The 15695-nt window shown below is 60.4% G+C and carries 11 protein-coding genes and 3 pseudogenes; 3 read left to right on the forward strand and 11 right to left on the reverse strand.

Annotation, left to right across the window (positions count from 1 at the left end; translation table 11 throughout):
* Nucleotides 1-171 precede the first annotated feature (171 nt).
* From pgm to QZH45_RS16605, 4 genes are all read right to left on the reverse strand, one after another.
* Nucleotides 172-1815, reverse strand: a complete 1644-nt coding sequence (pgm, locus tag QZH45_RS16590; protein ID WP_055136058.1) for a phosphoglucomutase (alpha-D-glucose-1,6-bisphosphate-dependent) — start codon at nt 1813-1815, stop codon at nt 172-174.
* Nucleotides 1816-1905: 90 nt separating this feature from the next.
* Nucleotides 1906-3303 carry an aminotransferase class I/II-fold pyridoxal phosphate-dependent enzyme gene (locus QZH45_RS16595; protein WP_053194075.1) on the reverse strand — a complete coding sequence of 466 codons (1398 nt, stop codon included), beginning with the start codon at nt 3301-3303 and terminating at the stop codon, nt 1906-1908.
* 96 nt (nt 3304-3399) lie between these two features.
* The gene (locus QZH45_RS16600) at nt 3400-4884 is read right to left on the reverse strand and encodes a hypothetical protein (protein ID WP_055136057.1); all 1485 of its coding nucleotides are present in this window, start codon (nt 4882-4884) and stop codon (nt 3400-3402) included.
* A 645-nt stretch (nt 4885-5529) separates the two neighbouring features.
* A complete protein-coding gene (locus QZH45_RS16605; RefSeq protein ID WP_024778506.1) occupies nt 5530-6555 on the reverse strand; it encodes a zinc-dependent alcohol dehydrogenase family protein in 1026 nt (341 codons plus the stop codon).
* Between the two features lie 256 nt (nt 6556-6811).
* Here QZH45_RS16605 and QZH45_RS16610 point away from each other — a divergent pair, with 256 nt between their 5' ends.
* Nucleotides 6812-7726: a LysR family transcriptional regulator gene (locus QZH45_RS16610; RefSeq protein WP_024778507.1), complete on the forward strand. Its 915-nt coding sequence runs from the start codon at nt 6812-6814 to the stop codon at nt 7724-7726.
* A gap of 79 nt (nt 7727-7805) precedes the next feature.
* On the opposite strand, the pseudogene QZH45_RS16615 reads toward QZH45_RS16610, so the two are convergent.
* From QZH45_RS16615 to QZH45_RS16625, 3 genes and pseudogenes are all read right to left on the reverse strand, one after another.
* Nucleotides 7806-7943 (reverse strand): annotated as a pseudogene (locus tag QZH45_RS16615) (type II toxin-antitoxin system HipA family toxin); the annotation flags it as partial.
* 14 nt (nt 7944-7957) lie between these two features.
* Nucleotides 7958-8071, reverse strand: a pseudogene (locus tag QZH45_RS16620) (XRE family transcriptional regulator); the annotation flags it as partial.
* 3 nt (nt 8072-8074) lie between these two features.
* Nucleotides 8075-10354: a heavy metal translocating P-type ATPase gene (locus QZH45_RS16625; protein WP_024778508.1), complete on the reverse strand. Its 2280-nt coding sequence runs from the start codon at nt 10352-10354 to the stop codon at nt 8075-8077.
* Nucleotides 10355-10579: 225 nt separating this feature from the next.
* Between QZH45_RS16625 and QZH45_RS16630 the strand changes: the two genes are divergently transcribed.
* Nucleotides 10580-11227, forward strand: a complete 648-nt coding sequence (locus QZH45_RS16630; RefSeq protein WP_024778509.1) for a BON domain-containing protein — start codon at nt 10580-10582, stop codon at nt 11225-11227.
* A 33-nt stretch (nt 11228-11260) separates the two neighbouring features.
* Here QZH45_RS16630 and QZH45_RS16635 read toward each other — a convergent pair.
* Nucleotides 11261-11388 (reverse strand): annotated as a pseudogene (locus QZH45_RS16635) (CHAD domain-containing protein); the annotation flags it as partial.
* A 414-nt stretch (nt 11389-11802) separates the two neighbouring features.
* Between QZH45_RS16635 and QZH45_RS16640 the strand changes: the two are divergent.
* On the forward strand, nt 11803-13170 hold the full coding sequence (locus QZH45_RS16640; protein ID WP_024778510.1) for an erythromycin esterase family protein: 1368 nt from the start codon (nt 11803-11805) through the stop codon (nt 13168-13170).
* Here QZH45_RS16640 and QZH45_RS16645 read toward each other — a convergent pair.
* The 3 genes from QZH45_RS16645 to QZH45_RS16655 are packed head-to-tail and all read right to left on the reverse strand — an operon-like array spanning nt 13152 to nt 15491.
* A complete protein-coding gene (locus QZH45_RS16645; protein WP_024778511.1) occupies nt 13152-13847 on the reverse strand; it encodes a dienelactone hydrolase family protein in 696 nt (231 codons plus the stop codon). The genes QZH45_RS16640 and QZH45_RS16645 overlap by 19 nt on opposite strands.
* Nucleotides 13840-14544, reverse strand: coding sequence for a phosphoribosyltransferase (locus QZH45_RS16650; protein WP_024778512.1), 705 nt, complete (start codon nt 14542-14544; stop codon nt 13840-13842). The genes QZH45_RS16645 and QZH45_RS16650 overlap by 8 nt, the downstream gene beginning before the upstream one ends.
* 35 nt (nt 14545-14579) lie before the next feature.
* Nucleotides 14580-15491, reverse strand: a complete 912-nt coding sequence (locus QZH45_RS16655) for a universal stress protein (RefSeq protein ID WP_055135938.1) — start codon at nt 15489-15491, stop codon at nt 14580-14582.
* Nucleotides 15492-15695 lie beyond the last annotated feature (204 nt).

The raw sequence follows: 15695 nt of genomic DNA on the forward strand, positions 1-15695 counted from the left end.
GCAGGTTCGCTCCTACAGGATATCTGTGGCATACGACCTCTATATGTACGCAGCAGAATCTGTGGGAGCCAAGCTTGCTCGCGATGACGTCGGCACATTCAACATCTATGTAACTGACCCACCGCTATCGCGAGCAGGCTCGCTCCCACAGGGTTCTGTGGCATACGACCTTTAGCCGCTGATAGCGCCATCCACCAGCGTCTGCGCCTCACTCACCAACTGTTTGAGGTGCTCGTCGCCAAGGAAGCTTTCGGCGTAGATCTTGTAGATATCCTCGGTGCCGGACGGACGCGCTGCGAACCAGCCGTTTTCGGTCATCACCTTCAGGCCGCCGATGGCCTGATCGTTCCCCGGCGCGTGGCTGAGAATGCTCTGGATTGCCTCACCGGCCAGCTGGGTAGACGCGACCTGATCCGGTGAAAGTTTGCTCAACAGGGCCTTCTGCTGCGCAGTAGCCTTCGCATCGACGCGTACGGAGAACGGCTCCCCCAGTTCGTCTGTCAGGGCGCGGTAGGCCTGGCTTGGGTCGCGGCCGGTGCGAGCGGTCATTTCAGCCGCCAGTAGCGCCGGAATCAGGCCGTCCTTGTCGGTACTCCACACGCCACCGTCCTTACGCAGGAACGAAGCACCGGCGCTTTCCTCACCACCGAAGCCCAGAGAGCCGTCGAACAGGCCATCGGCAAACCACTTGAAGCCTACCGGCACTTCATAGAGACGACGCCCCAGGCGCCTGGCCACGCGATCGATCAGCCCGCTGCTGACCACCGTCTTGCCCACACCGGCATCGGCGCGCCATTGCGGACGGTTCTGGAACAGGTAGTCAATGGACACAGCCAGGTAGTTGTTCGGTGCCAGCAAGCCTCCGGATGGTGTCACGATGCCGTGGCGGTCGTGATCCGGGTCGCAGGCGAAGGCGACGTCGAAACGCTCCCTCAGGCCGATCAGCCCTTGCATCGCATAGCTGGAAGAAGGGTCCATGCGGATCTGCCCGTCCCAGTCGACCGTCATGAAGCGGAACGTCGAATCCACCTGAGTATTCACCACGTCCAGATCCAGGCGGTAATGCTCGGCGATGGCTGGCCAATAGCGCACCCCTGCCCCGCCCAGCGGATCGACGCCCAGGCGCAGCCCGGCGGCGCGGATGGCATCGAAATCGATGACATTGATCAGGTCCGCCACGTAGGTGTTGAGGTAGTCGTGACGATGAGTGGTTTCGGCCTTCAGGGCCCGCTCGTAGCTGATGCGCTTGACGCCGGCCAACTGGTTGGCCAGCAGTTCGTTGGCCTTGGCTTCGATCCACTTGGTGATATGGGTATCGGCCGGGCCACCGTTGGTAGGGTTGTACTTGTAGCCACCACTGTGCGGCGGGTTATGGGACGGCGTGATGACGATACCGTCCGCCAGCCCCGTAGTGCGCCCCCGGTTGTAGCAGATGATCGCGTGGGAAACCGCCGGCGTCGGTGTGTATTCGTCGCCTTCGGCGATCATCACGGTCACGCCATTGGCGGCCAGCACCTCCAGCGCACTGGCCCCCGCAGGGGTAGAAAGCGCATGGGTGTCGATACCAACGAACAACGGGCCATCGATTCCGTGGGCTTCACGGTACAGGCAGATGGCCTGACTGATAGCCAGTACGTGCCATTCGTTGAACCCCAGATCGAAGGAGCTGCCACGGTGACCGGAGGTGCCGAAAGCCACTCGCTGGGTCGCAACCGAGGCATCGGGCCGGCCGGTGTAATAGGCCGTCACCAGTCGCGGGATATCGATCAACAACTCTGCCGGCGCCGGCTTGCCCGCAAATGGACTGACTGTCATGCAAAACCTCTGGGTGGAGTGGCTTGGGAAATGGGATGCAGTTTACTGACAGTTCGACCATGGCGCGATGGGTTCGATCCATTGCCCTTCTCACGATTGCTCGAGCCGCAAGGCATCGGCCAACGCGTGGAACGTAGTGTCCAGGTCGGTTGCCCCACTCAAGGCATGCGTCATACGCAAATGCTGGGTATAAAGCCCTTGGATACTGAACAGTTCGCCAGGAGCAATGACGATGCGCTGGGCCAGCAAACGCTGGAAAACCTGCCGCAGGTCCACCCGGCGTGACGATCGAATCCAGATCGTTGCGCCTCCCTGGGCTTCCACCCATTGCAGGCTGTCCCCCAGCCTTTCCCGCAGCAGTTGCATCGTCGAGGTCGCGCTTTCACGCAACAGTCGCCGTAATACCAGCAAATGCTGGTCCATCCGGCCGTTGCTGTACAGCCGCGCAATGGCCTTCTGCCGAATGGGCGACAGGCGAAATGCGCGCAGCAGGAAATGCCGCTGCAGTTGCAGGGTCAACTGACGCGACAGCACATAGCCATACGGTGCTTCCGGGCCGATGGTTTTCTCGAAAGTGGAATAGACAATCAAGCGATCCGGATCGAGCAGGTCGCGAAAAGGCACCACCCCGGTGTCGAATATCAGGTCCGTGTAGCTGTCGTTCTCCAGCACCCAGGTACCATGGACCTCCAGCAGATTCGCGACGGACCGGCGGTTGTCCTCGGGGATACACGTTCCCCTTGGCATGCTCAACACCGAAGACACCACCACCAGGCGTACGGTTTCGTTCTGCAGAAGTTGTTCCAGTTGCTCTAGACATATCGCGCCGTCCGCCAGCAACGGCAGCTCGATGACCTTGACGTCGGCTGCTTGCAACAAGCGCAGAATCATCCAGTCGCACGGCGACTCGATCAATATTGTGGAGCCCCTGAGCGCCAGCACGGCGATCAGGATCTCCAGTACACCACGCAGATCCGCACCGAGGTACACGTCATCGGCCTTCCAGCAGCGCGCTGGCGAGGAGGTGTAACGGGCCGCCAAGGCAGCACGCAGCTCCAGCTCACCCCAGGGCTGAGAAGGCATCTGGGAAACGCGCGGATACTGGCGCAACAGCTCGCGTTCGAGCAGCAGCAGCGGGCTGTCCAACGGCTGCATCGAGGCTGGCTCGTCCGCGCTGAGCACCAGCATGCCCGGTCGCCGGGTATTGACGTAGAGCGTCTCGAGCAGATCGTCACTGCCCCCCAGGGCGACCATACTGGGTACTGGCAGCGCGTAATAACCGGACTTGGCAATCGAATAGACCCGGCCCTCCTTTTCCAGCAACGAATAGGCGTACTGGATGGTAGAAATCGACACGTTCAACCGGTCAGCCAACTGCCGTAGCGACGGCAGTCGCACCCGGGCATCGCTTCCCAGCTCGCTGATCAGGGCCGTCAGGTAGCGATAGACCGCCTGATAAGCGAAATCCGTTTCCCGCGAGCCCTTCATGGCTTCAGCCCCGTCGGAGGGGCCACGACCGGCCGCGGCGTGACATCAACAGCTGCAACTGGATACAGGGGGGGTGAAGCCGTCAAACCGCACCCCTCAATATCTGGCCGAGCTTTCGCGCAGGCCGTCGTCAGCCAGACCGGGCGCCTCGGTATCGGCGCTGTCGACGGCTTGTGAGCCGGTTCCCGGCGCACTTTCGTATTCCGGGAGCGCTACGCTCGCCCCATAGAGCCTGCCGAGCATGTCGATCGAAAGACCACTGACATCGACCATCCATTGCGCCACCTGATCGGCAACTGTCGCACCCTGCATGGCCTTGTGCAGGTCCGGCATCGCTACCAGCATGCCGGGGTGGCAACAGCGCAGGAAGTGCTCCAGCCCCGCGCCTTTCTCGACAAAGGGCGCGAACAGCATGCACACCAGTTGCGCCTCGTTGAGCCCGAGAGTCGCTTGGGCTTCGGCAGCAGCCTGGACACGGCGCTCAGCAATGGCCGAGGACGGGCCGAACAGCTCCCGGGCCTGTTCGCAGACATGTTCCGGCAGTTGCTTGCGATGCATGATCATGATTGCCCGCTGCACGTAGTCCCCGTAGCCCGCTTCGTAGCTGCGTCCCTGCAGGCAAGCCGCCTGCAGGCCATGCAAATGGGCCGACAGCAGCGGACTGAGGTATTCGTTTTCCGGCGCCGAAGCGATGAGGTCGTCGGTTCGTATCCTCAGGAACTCACTGAACAGCAACCAGTTCATTTCTTCGCAGCGATCGACGATCAGGTCGTCGATGCCGATGTGCCCTACCCGCCGGCATGCCTCGAAATGGCCCTCGGGTTTCCATGAGCAGGGGCGTTGCGGCCCATGGAAATGCCGATAGAGATCGCCCCCCAGGGCATCGAGTTGCGCAAACAGATTGTCGAAAGTGCAGCTTGTGTCGATGCCCAGGCCGATCTTGCGGCAGGCACGTCGCAGGCCCGACATGAACTGTTTCTGCTGGCGCGGCGTGTCGCTGCTGACCAGGGAATCGACCCCGGATTCCCAGCGGGCCATGTGGCGATAGAACTCTGCCATGGCCAGGTAGCCGTCATCGCCGACCTCCAAATGACTGTCGACCGAACGGAGATGCCCCATGACCAGCATGTCCATGCGATTGGATTCGTGCCCGGCCACCGACAATGGCTGCCTGTGGTTGAACGGCACCACTTCGCGGTTATCCGCCATCAGCAGCTCCACCCGGGGATCGTCGTAGACGAACAGCGCGCTGTAGCATCGATGGATGTTTTCCAGGGTCGCCTGGGTGGTCTCGCTCAACCGCGGCGTCGCGACGCGCAGGTCGAAGGTCACCGGATTCCTGCCCGCGATGCTCAGTTGCGCAGCCCTCAGCGCCGTCAGCACGTAGAAGCTGTCCCGACTCCCGTTCAGGACCGTCAGTACGCGGTAATCACCAATCCGCTCAATGCCACCAGCGGCGACGATCAAACGCTGGATCAAAAGCTGCAACGCCGTACGTTCCGCACGGGAATAGAAACCCAACAGCCGCTGCAGTATCTGTTGATACACGTGAATCATTGCCTGCTCATGAATTGCGCTCATAACCATTTACCTGGAAGTTCAATATCAGTGCCGCACCCACCCACGTGTCGCGCGACGCATTCGGATGGAGGACTTATTTCATTACTGCGAAGAGTATTAGCAATACGTTCGAGCTTTGCTCGTCGTAATTATTTGACACATACACAAAGGGGCGACCGATGAATCTCCCGCAAAAGCCTGAAAGGCGCCAAATCATTGGGCCTTGCGCACCCTGCGATGCGTCCTAGGAGAATTCCGACAGCGTCCCACAGATAATGAGTACGAAAAACAAAGAACTTGCCGAGCTTTAATTGACCGCTTGCCTCGTACTGCTTATCCAATAATCGATGGAAGATCCTGCCTCCATTAATACCTGACGCATCTTGAACAGACATTGAGGGATCAAGTTTTGCCGTAAACATGTATTGAGCCATGACTTCTTCCTTGAGCTGAAAACCAGCATTCAATTATCAGGACTTCAATAATGATTAGAAGATACAGATTGAGGGCAAAAACCAGTTCAGTTGCCGACAGGATAAACGGCGTGGTTGTGAACGGGCCGTCGGGCGCGCACGCAAGTTGAAGCAGGGAGGGAGGAAGGAAGGCCTGATTCAGGCCAAAGACAACGCAAGAGCCAAGGAACATGACTCTTGCGCAAGACAGGCGTCAGGCAGGATCAACGACCTGAAGGGCTACGCGCTCACGGCAAGGACATTCGTCCATGTAACGGTGAGCCTCGACAAACTCGTTGAACGGAAAAACCCGGGTCTTGAGTGGCAACAGGACGCGGTCGGCAGTCAATTGATTGATATCGCGCAGCGCCCGCTGCACCGCCACCTGATCCTGGATGATGCCCAGTTCCGGCTTGCCGGTGAAATTGCCAATGCAATGCACGAAGAACTGAATGTTCTTCTGGAACGCCGCGCAGGCAGGGAACGGTGTCTGATTACCCCCTTGCAGGCCATACAAAACCAGGCTGCCTCGTGGGGCAAGGACATCGCCGAGCAATGACATCTGCGGCCCGCCCAAACCGTCGAACACCACGTCGACGCCACGACTGTCGGTGAGCTTGTTGATTTGCATCAGCAAGTCCTGCTCTTCCGTGACGATGACTTTCTCGGCACCCAGGGACAACAGGTACTCGCGTTCGTCAGCGGTCTTGGTGGCAGCAATCACCCGTACACCCAGCGCCTTGCCGAGCTGTACGAAGGAAGGGCCGGCGCAATGGCTGGCATCGGTGACCAGGGCGAACTGCCCGGGTTTGACCCGCGCCAGGTCAACGTAGGCAAAATAGGCGACCAGCAGCGGCGTGTAATGCACCGCGGCTTCGATCGGGCTCAATACATCCGGGTATCGGGTCAGCGCGGTGCGCGGCAGCACGATGATCTCACCGTACACCGGATAATCGTTCGCGCTTTGCGCGGGGAAGCTGGCGACCTTGTCGCCCACAGCCAGATCGTCGACACCTTCGCCGACGGCCGTCACCACGCCGGCCATTTCGTGGCCCAGGCCGGAAGGCAGGCGGGCCTGGGACGGCGCCAGGTTCTGGCGCCACAGGGTGTCATGCCAACTGATGCCGATCGCTTCGACACGGACCTGCACTTCTCCTGGCGCAGGAAGAGCCGCCGGCTGCTCTTCGCATTTGAGCACCTCGGCACCACCAAACTTGTGAAAACGGATCGTGCGGGACATCGCAAACCTCGTCAAAGTAACCTCTAATGCCATGAACTCTATCCGGGCTTTGTAGCCAAGACCATCAGTGGCTATTAATAGTCGACATGCCTGTCATTGATTCCGCAGCAAGAAAATCAATCAGCCCCCTAGGGCAAATCCTACAAAAATTCATTTAGCCAGTGCAGAGTACCAGTCTTTCCCCGTAAGATTCATGCCGGTCATTGTTCGCATATGGCCGCTCACGTCAAGCTCGCCGAATCTGCCAGGACCCCAGATGAATCGCAATGACCTGCGTCGTGTCGACCTGAACCTGTTGATCGTATTCGAAACACTGATGCATGAACGCAGCGTGACCCGCGCCGCCGAGAAGCTGTTCCTCGGCCAGCCGGCCATCAGCGCCGCGCTGTCGCGCCTGCGCAGCCTGTTCGATGACCCGCTGTTCGTGCGTACCGGTCGCAGCATGGAACCCTCGGCCCGGGCGGTGGAAATCTTCGCCCTGCTCTCCCCGGCCCTGGATTCGATTTCCACGGCGGTCAGCCGCGCGGCGGAATTCGACCCGGCCACCAGCACCTCGGTGTTTCGCATCGGGCTGTCGGACGACGCCGAATTCGCCCTGCTGCCGATGCTGCTCAAGCGCCTGCGCGCCGAAGCCCCCGGCATCGTGCTGGTGGTGCGCCGGGTCAACTACATCCTGATGCCGAGTCTGTTGGCGTCCGGTGAGATATCCATCGGCGTCAGCTACACCGACGACCTGCCGGCCAACGCCAAGCGCAAGGTCCTGCGCCGCAGCTCGCCCAAGGTGCTGCGGGCCGACACCGCACCGGGGCAACTGACCCTGGACGAATTCTGCGCGCGCCCCCACGCCCTGGTGTCCTTCGCGGGCGACCTGAGCGGTTTCATCGATGAAGAGTTGGAAAAACTCGGCCGCAAGCGCCATGTGGTATTGGCGGTGCCGCAGTTCAACGGGCTGAGCACTCTGCTGGCAGGCACGGACATCATCGCCACCGTCCCCGACTACACCGCCGATGCACTGACCGCCGCCGGCGGCGTGCGTGCCGAAGATCCTCCGATCCCGGTGCGCAGCTTTGAATTGCACATGGCTTGGCGTGGTTCCCAGGACAATGACCCGGGGGAACGCTGGTTGCGGTCGCGGATTCAGATGTTCTTTGGCGATCCCGATAGCCTATAGGCGTCCTCCGCAGCACAAGACCCTACCGCTCGAAGCACATGGCAGCATCGATAGTTGAAGCACCCTCTGCTCCCGACCTTCAACGACGACCGCTGCCCCCGTGACCGCGGTGCAACCGAGCTACATTCTGATCGATACTGCTCTGGATCGTGCGCAAGGTGTCTTGGGTAATAGCCTGTGGGTGCAGGTCCTCGGCGATGGTTGCAATAAGGCTCGCTCCCACAGACACCTACTGTTGGAGCCAATACCTGCGCGCCCGGCCAAATCGGCTTGTGTCATGTCCAGCGCCAAGCGCTCGGTGCGCAAGCGAGCGCAGAGGCGCTTGACGACTTCGCCCGGCTTGATTCGCTAGCGCCAATCCAGATAACGAAACAGCTCTTCCTCCTGTTCAAAATGCAGTTGCACCAAGGTGTCCAGGCGGATCAGTTGATGTTGGATCTCATCGGCAGTTGCGGTGGCGGGGGCGCAACTGAAATCGTCGCTCATGCGCGCCAGCAGATGAATAAGCCGAAAAATCTCCCGGTGGACGTGGCTCATGGCCGATAGCGGGTCCTCACCGGCCATGTTTCGTATCAGCAGTGGATACAACGTATGTTCATCTTCGCGCTCATGCTGTACCAGAGAGGTCTGCAGATGGTTGACCAATTCCGCCAGGTCAGCCCGTGCCTGCTCAGGTGGTCGCTGGGCAAAGTCGTTGGCCAGTCGGTGCAGATTGCTCGTTAGAGCAGAGAGTTGCTGGTGTTCAGCTTGCAGGTGATCAATGTGCTCAGCGGCCAGCTTTCTTTTACCCAGCGCTCGCAGCGGCCCCAAGGCGCGCAAGGCGTTGACGATGATCACCACATCGATGCCCTCCTGCACCACAGCGCCAATCAGCGGTGGTAGATAACCGAGGGCCGCCAGCGTCATGGCCAGCATTGACATTCCCATCCCCACCAGCACGCCTTGACGAGCAATAAAACGGGTTCGCCGGGCGATGTCCAATGCCTCGACCAAGCGATCGAGGCGATCAACCAGCAGCACAACGCCCGCCGCTTGCGCAGAAGCGGTGACACCGCTGGCCCCCATCGCCACGCCGACGTTGGCCGCCGCCAGCGCGGGGGCGTCGTTGATGCCATCACCGACCATCAATGTGCTGGCGCGCAGGCAACCCTGCTGTACAGCCTGCACTTTATCCTCGGGGCTCAACCCGGCACGCAGTTCATCTATCCCGGCGGACAGGGCAATCATTTCGGCAGTTTCCAGGCGATCCCCGGTGAGCATGACGATCCGTTCAATCCCTCTATTGCGCAGTCGACGCAGGGTTTGCGGGGTTTCGCGCCGAACGGTGTCCAAAAAGACCAGCAGGCCAGCGAGCTTGCCATCCACGGCGATGAAGCTTGCGCTGCATGCCTGGTAGTCCATGTGGCGCAGCATGGTGGTGGCCCAGTCGCTCACGGGCGCATCGTGATTGGCAAACGACAATGTGCCAAAACGCACCTGTACACCGTCGACCTGCCCAGATAGCCCTGCACCAGGACTCTCCTCTACCCCTTGCGGAACGTAGAGCGGTAGTTTGCGCTGATGCGCCGCGTCGACGATGGCCTGGGAGATGGGGTGCGTCGAAGCCTGTGCGAGTGAAGCGGCCAGCCCAAGCAGACGTTGCGGATCGATGGGGCCATTCGTCTCGATCGATTGCAAGCGGCCATGCCCGCTGGTCAAGGTGCCGGTCTTGTCGAGGAATACCTGTTTAATATCGGCCAGTGCTTCCAGGGTCACGCCATCCTTGATCAGAATCCCACGCCGCGCTGCCCGCGAGATACCGGACATGATGGCAATCGGCACCGCCAGTATCAAAGGGCACGGCGTGGCCACCACCAGCACCGCCAGTGCCCGCAGGGCATCGCCACTCATGTACCAAGCCGCGGCTGCCATCAGCAACGTCAAGGGGATGAAGAACAGCGCATAACGGTCAGCCAGGCGTACGAAAGGCGCCCGCGAACGGCGTGCCGCCTCGGCTAGGCGCACGATCCCGGCGTAGGTGCTTTGCGCTGCCGTACTTGTGGCGATGAGCAGGATGGAGGCGCCGACATTGGAAACCCCGCTGGACAGTTGCTCGCCTTCCCGGCGCGTCAGGGGTAACGACTCGCCGCTGAGCGCCGATTCGTCGAGAACGGCCACAGGGCTCAGCAAGCGACCATCGACCGGAATCACTTCCCCCAGCCGTACCAGTAATGTTTGCTCGGGCTGGACCTGCTCAACGGGGATCTTGCGTAGGCCGTCCTCCTGCACCCAAGCGAAACGTGGCGCCCGATCGATGAGTGCACTCAGCTCCCGCTCGGCACGTTGGCGGGTGAAGAACTCCAGGATCCGGCCGCTCGCCAGCATCAAGGCAATCAGCGCGGCCACCAGGGCCTGCCCAAAGATCAGTGCGGCGGTGATCGACAGCAGGGCTATCAGGTCGACACCACCCTCGCCCCGGGACAGGCGTTTGAGGATTTCAACCAGCAGGACCCCGGCCATCACCAGGCTACCCGTCGCCCAGCCTATCGACGCCCACTCTGGTTGCTGCGCAACATGCGCAACGGCCCCCACCACCAGTGTCAGTGCGGTGAGCAGCAAGAGAACGGGATCCAGCCATTTATCGAGCATAAAAAGTCCCTCAAAAACGCTTGGCCTGCCTCGCTGCGCACATCTTGGCAGCGCGCTCAGGGCTTGAACCGCCTCTTTGTCGTTGCCTGTCGGGGCAAGCCCCTTACCTGTCGATCAGCGGCAAACGAGCACTGCGATCTATCTGACTTAACTCAATGTGCTGACGCTGCCCAGGGGTAAAAAGGAGAGTAGGCAAATCCTGCCCCTTCTTCAGAGGACATCGTCATGAGTGATCTGAGCCTGCGTAACACCATCCTGGAAGAGCTTGAATTCCAACCCGACATCGATGCCGCGGAAATTGGCGTTACAGTTCACAATGGGGTTGTCACCCTGACTGGGCACGTCAGCGACTACGCCCAGAAAGTCAGTGCCGAACGTGCAGTCAAGGCGGTGAAAGGCGTGCGCGCGGTGGCCGAAGAAATCCAGGTAAGACTGAACAAGGATGCCGGCACAACGGATGACGCCATCGCCAGTCGCGCTCTGCACATCATTGATTGGAGTTCCGATCTTCCAATAGGCGCTGTCAAGGTGATCGTGGAAAACGGCTGGGTCAGCCTGGAAGGCCAGGTGGACTGGCAGTACCAGAAGGAAACGGCAGAACGGGCCGTGCGCAAACTTTCGGGGGTGATCGGCGTGGACAACCGACTCATGCTTCGTCCCCGGGTTGCCGTGGCCGATATCCAGCGGCGCATTGAAGAAGCGCTTGAGCGCAATGCCGAAATCGACGCCAAGGCGATTCAAATCAAGGTTGAAGGCAGCGTGGTCAAGCTTGAGGGCAGAGTGCATCTGTGGCGTGAACGCCAGATCGCGGAACGAGCCGCCTGGTCTGTGCCGGGGGTCAACAAGGTGGAGGATCATTTGCTGATCGCCTGAATCAGTGGTCTGCTCAAGCCCCGTTTTCTCCGGGGCGCTTGCTATGTTCAATGTAACGACCTCGGGCATGGTCCGAAACGGGCGAACAGGCTTCTGAGGCGCCGCGCTGCACTACGCAGGTCATGCAACGCTTCAGGATCGGTTCGTGCCTCCGTCCGCAGGCCTGATAGCGCCTCACGTGCAAGGCAATGGCGATAGCAGCGTTCCGTCCGGGTGGGGCATGGCGCAATTCCGACGCAGTGGGGTGGATAACATCAGCATCGCCGATCCCGCTCCCTTGTCCTTGATGCAGATCAGACGAGCCTGAAGGATCGCGTCGATGGGCAGTCGCACGGTTCATCATGGGTTGCTTCCATAGAGGTTTGTCCTTGCTTGGAAGATTCGAGCTTTTGTTGACTCACCTCAATCCATCCCCAGCAGCACGGTGTAGGAGTAATCAAACAGGCCAAGACAGCAGGTTTGAAGCGTTAACGCACCGTGTCGAGAACCTGCGCAACGACTCCGGGCGGTGCGGCGTCTGATAGGACATAGACGCCTTACTGCCACCCGCGGCTCACTTTAGAGGGATGACGTTCATGAACTCGCCTTCGCAAAAATTGATGGAAAAGCTCTATGGCCGGCAATATCACGTTGATAGAGCCCACATAGTCCCTTTGCTGCGTCAATACGCAGAACCACTGCCGGACCTGGACTCACCCAGCTTTGCCGAACTGTTCGATCGCTACGCCGACGCGCGCGTGGTGCTGATCGGCGAGGCGAGCCATGGAACCCACGAATTCTATCGAGCCAGGGCAGCGATTACCCAACGGCTGATCGAGCGTCACGGGTTCAACATCGTAGCGGTTGAGGCCGATTGGCCGGACGCCGGCCATGTCGACCAGTACGTCCGGGGGCTGGCGCATTCGGCGTGGAAGCGCCATATCTTCAGCAGGTTCCCCACCTGGATGTGGCGTAACAGCGAAGTGAAAACCTTCACCCATTGGCTTCACGAGCACAATCACCGACTGGCTGCCGAGCAGCGCGTCGAGTTTCGCGGATTGGACGTCTATAGCTTGCGCAACTCCATTCATGAGGTGCTGAGCTATTTGGAGCGGGTCGACCCGCAGCTGGCCCATGAAGCCCGGCGACGCTATGGTTGCTTGACCCCGTGGCAGGATGACCCTGCGCTGTATGGCCATTTTGTCGAGCGCGACGGTGTGATGCCCTGCGAGCAACCGGTGGTCGAGCAACTCAACGTCATGCTGGCCGAGCAATTGGCCGGGCTCATTCGCGACGACGAGGCGTTCTTCAACGCAACGCAGAACGCCAGGGTGGTGGTGGCGGCGGAACAGTATTACCGCGCGGTTTATCGAGGATCGACACTCTCCTGGAACCTGCGGGACCGACACATGTTCGAGACATTGCGTGCATTGCTCGAACATCGAGGGCCGCACGCCAAGGCAGTGGTTTGGGCACACAATTCCCATATCGGCCACGCAGGCGCCACGGAAATGGGTTGGAAGGGGCAGTTCAACATCGGTCAGCTGTGCCGTAGCACCTTTGGGCGCGACGCCGTCCTGATCGGCATGGCCACCGACAGAGGCCAAGTGGCTGCCGCCGATGACTGGGACGGTGAGATGCGGATCAAGGACATTCGCCCTTCCCGACCGGACAGTTGGGAACATCAGTTCCTCAAAGCTGGGGTTGCGGCGTCCCTGACCGACTGGCGGGATCCGCAGCGAACAGAGCTGCGACGGGTCTTGTCTCCTCCTTTGCTGGAGCGGGCCATCGGGGTGATTTACCGCCCCGAGAGCGAGCGTTCCAGCCACTACTTCGAGTCGGTACTGGCCGAACAATTCGATGCCATGATCTGGTTCGAGCAAACCACGCCGGTCACGGCACTGCCCCTGGCGCACAACCAGCCACTGGAACCGGAAGACGAAACCTATCCGTTTGGCGTATGAGGAGGTAGGCAGCCTGCGGAGGGGTCGGAGGCCAGCAGGAATTTTTCAAACCAGTCGCCGGCTAGCCTGGCGACTTCCTCCAGAGTACCCGGCTCTTCGAAAAGATGCGTGGCACCCGCCACGACTTCCAATGCCTGCTCGCACCGAAGGGCTTGACGACTTTGACAATTCAAGTCGAACACCCGCCGGTCCTGTGCACCGACAATCTGCAAGGTCGGCGCCTCCACCTTGAGCAACGCCGGCCCCGCCAGGTCGGTCCGCCCTCCCCGGCTGACCACTGCCGCGACCACATTCACCCGCTCGGCCGCCGCCACCAGCGCCGCAGCTGCACCGGTGCTGGCGCCAAACAGTCCGACCCGCAGCGCATGCAGTTCAGGGTTGCGGCCGACCCAGTCGATCACATGGATCAGACGCCGGGCCAACAGGGGGATATTGAAGCGCAACTCGCCGGTCAGATTGTCCATGCGTTGTTCCGACTCCGTGAGCAGATCGAACAACAGCGAACCCAGGCCACGACGGGCCAGGACATCGGCCACGTATTGATTACGCGGGCTGGTACGACCACTGCCACTGCCATGTACGAAGATCACCAGGGCGCGGGTGTCCGCCGGCAAACGCAGATCGGCTGATAACTCCACGCCTGGCAGGTCGATGGTTCGAGATCTAGGTTCAAGCATCAGGAGGCTCCATCGTGCAACCGCTCGCCGCTTCCCGCTGCCAGGCTCGGTGCATGAGATCGATGACTTCGTCGTCCGAGGTCTGGGCAAAACTCAAATACCAATAACCGATCGACGTCATCCACTCGGGAATGAGCGGGCAAATCACTTCATTCACTTCGCTGCGCAACGCCTCGACCGTTTCCAGGGGAGCAACCGGCACCGCGACAACGATGCGCGCCGGGGACTGCACGCGTACCGCATGGACCGCGGCCATCATGGATGAACCGGTTGCCAGGCCGTCGTCGACCAGGATCACGACCTGGTCCTTGAGCTGCAACGGCGGGCGATTACCCCGATACACCTGTTCGCGCCGCAATAATTCCTGCGTTTCCCGGGCAACGACGGCATCGAAACTTGCGCGGTCGATCGGGTGCACCCGCAGCGCCTCGTCGTTGAGGATTTGTATGCCACCACTGGCAATGGCGCCCATGGCAAACTCCGGGTGCGATGGGACGCCAAGCTTGCGCACCAGCATCAGGTCCAGGCGAACGTTCAGGGCCGTCGCGACTTCATAAGCCACCGGGACGCCACCACGGGGCAAGGCAAGGATGATGACGTCAGGTCTGTTGGCATATTTGAACAAGGGCTCGACCAGCCGCCGACCGGCCTCGGTGCGGTTCGGCAAAGTGATTTGCAATGAGGGGCTCTGAATCATGGGAACCTCCTGAGGCAATGATGCCTGTCGCTTCGTTATGGACGTTGCTGGTCGCCCTGGATGGCCAGGACGCTGCAAGTTACCTGGTACAGGGTATGTTCGGTCGTGCTGCCCAAAAGCTTGTCCAGGCCATAGGACTGGACCCTGCCCATCACAATCACATCCATATGCTGCTCATCGGCGAACGTGCTCAGCACCGCGACAGGATGCCCTTCAATGAAGTGACGTCGGTCAGCAGCCACGCCATGTCGGTCAGCCAGGTCGAAAAAGGACTTTTCATGTTCTTTGCGCAACTGCTCGTCGAGATCCGAGAGCGCCAGACCGCCGCCGCCCATATCGCCCATGTACACCATCGAAATGTCGCAGGCGTAAAGCAAGTGCAACTCGGCATCGCATTGGATGGCGAGTCCGCATGCCTGCTGGATGATCCGCTCATTGAGCTCGTTGTCTTGCGCCAGGGTACTGGACACGTCGACCGCCGCCACGACCTTGCGAGGCAAGGAATGGTTGCCTTCACCCAGCAGGTACACCGGTACCGGGCAATGGCGCAGCAAGCGCCAGTCCAGGGGGGTGAAAAAGGCCCGTTTGAACGCTGACTCGTGCTGCACCTGCTTGATCAGCAGGTCGGGCTGCATCTCGGTGACGTGATCGAGAATGTCTTGCTGCATGTCATCGGCCCAGGTCACCTCCGTGGTCACCTCGATACCTCTGTCGCGCAGGTGATTCGTCTGGTTCTTGAGCCAATTGCGATGGTCTTGCAGGTAGCCTTCGCGCGCCAGCTCCCGATCACCTTCTTCGAGCAGTGACAACAGTTTCCAGGAAGGGATCAAGGCGGCGATGTGCAGGCTCGCACCGCTGGCCTTGGCCAAGGCCGCAGCGTGTCCCAGGGCATGGGAGTGGCGCAGGGCCGGGTTGATGATCAGTAATAACCGTTGATACTGGCTCATGATCGGACTCCATGGAACTTGCATAGGAACTGGCACGTTTGTCACTGCCTGTCACCGCGGGCCATTGTCGTATCTGCCTCTGTAACGGACACCTTCGTTGTAGATTCACCATCCTCTGTCAGGGCAACCGCGGCGTTGATATATCTCAATAATTATCGTCGACCAGGCCTTCAACGGCGCATGCGTGTCGGGACTGGGTGACGG

The sequence above is a fragment of the Pseudomonas corrugata genome (assembly GCF_050920615.1).
In the GTDB taxonomy this organism is placed as follows: Bacteria; Pseudomonadota; Gammaproteobacteria; order Pseudomonadales; family Pseudomonadaceae; genus Aquipseudomonas; species Aquipseudomonas corrugata.

What these genes read in the sequence shown, in the direction of transcription:
- pgm (WP_055136058.1), bottom strand. Translation starts at nt 1,815, where the DNA reads ATGACAGTCAGTCCATTTGCGGGCAAGCCGGCGCCGGCAGAGTTGTTG.
- QZH45_RS16595 (WP_053194075.1), bottom strand. Translation starts at nt 3,303, where the DNA reads ATGAAGGGCTCGCGGGAAACGGATTTCGCTTATCAGGCGGTCTATCGC.
- QZH45_RS16600 (WP_055136057.1), bottom strand. Translation starts at nt 4,884, where the DNA reads ATGAGCGCAATTCATGAGCAGGCAATGATTCACGTGTATCAACAGATA.
- QZH45_RS16605 (WP_024778506.1), bottom strand. Translation starts at nt 6,555, where the DNA reads ATGTCCCGCACGATCCGTTTTCACAAGTTTGGTGGTGCCGAGGTGCTC.
- QZH45_RS16610 (WP_024778507.1), top strand. Translation starts at nt 6,812, where the DNA reads ATGAATCGCAATGACCTGCGTCGTGTCGACCTGAACCTGTTGATCGTA.
- QZH45_RS16625 (WP_024778508.1), bottom strand. Translation starts at nt 10,354, where the DNA reads ATGCTCGATAAATGGCTGGATCCCGTTCTCTTGCTGCTCACCGCACTG.
- QZH45_RS16630 (WP_024778509.1), top strand. Translation starts at nt 10,580, where the DNA reads ATGAGTGATCTGAGCCTGCGTAACACCATCCTGGAAGAGCTTGAATTC.
- QZH45_RS16640 (WP_024778510.1), top strand. Translation starts at nt 11,803, where the DNA reads ATGAACTCGCCTTCGCAAAAATTGATGGAAAAGCTCTATGGCCGGCAA.
- QZH45_RS16645 (WP_024778511.1), bottom strand. Translation starts at nt 13,847, where the DNA reads ATGCTTGAACCTAGATCTCGAACCATCGACCTGCCAGGCGTGGAGTTA.
- QZH45_RS16650 (WP_024778512.1), bottom strand. Translation starts at nt 14,544, where the DNA reads ATGATTCAGAGCCCCTCATTGCAAATCACTTTGCCGAACCGCACCGAG.
- QZH45_RS16655 (WP_055135938.1), bottom strand. Translation starts at nt 15,491, where the DNA reads ATGAGCCAGTATCAACGGTTATTACTGATCATCAACCCGGCCCTGCGC.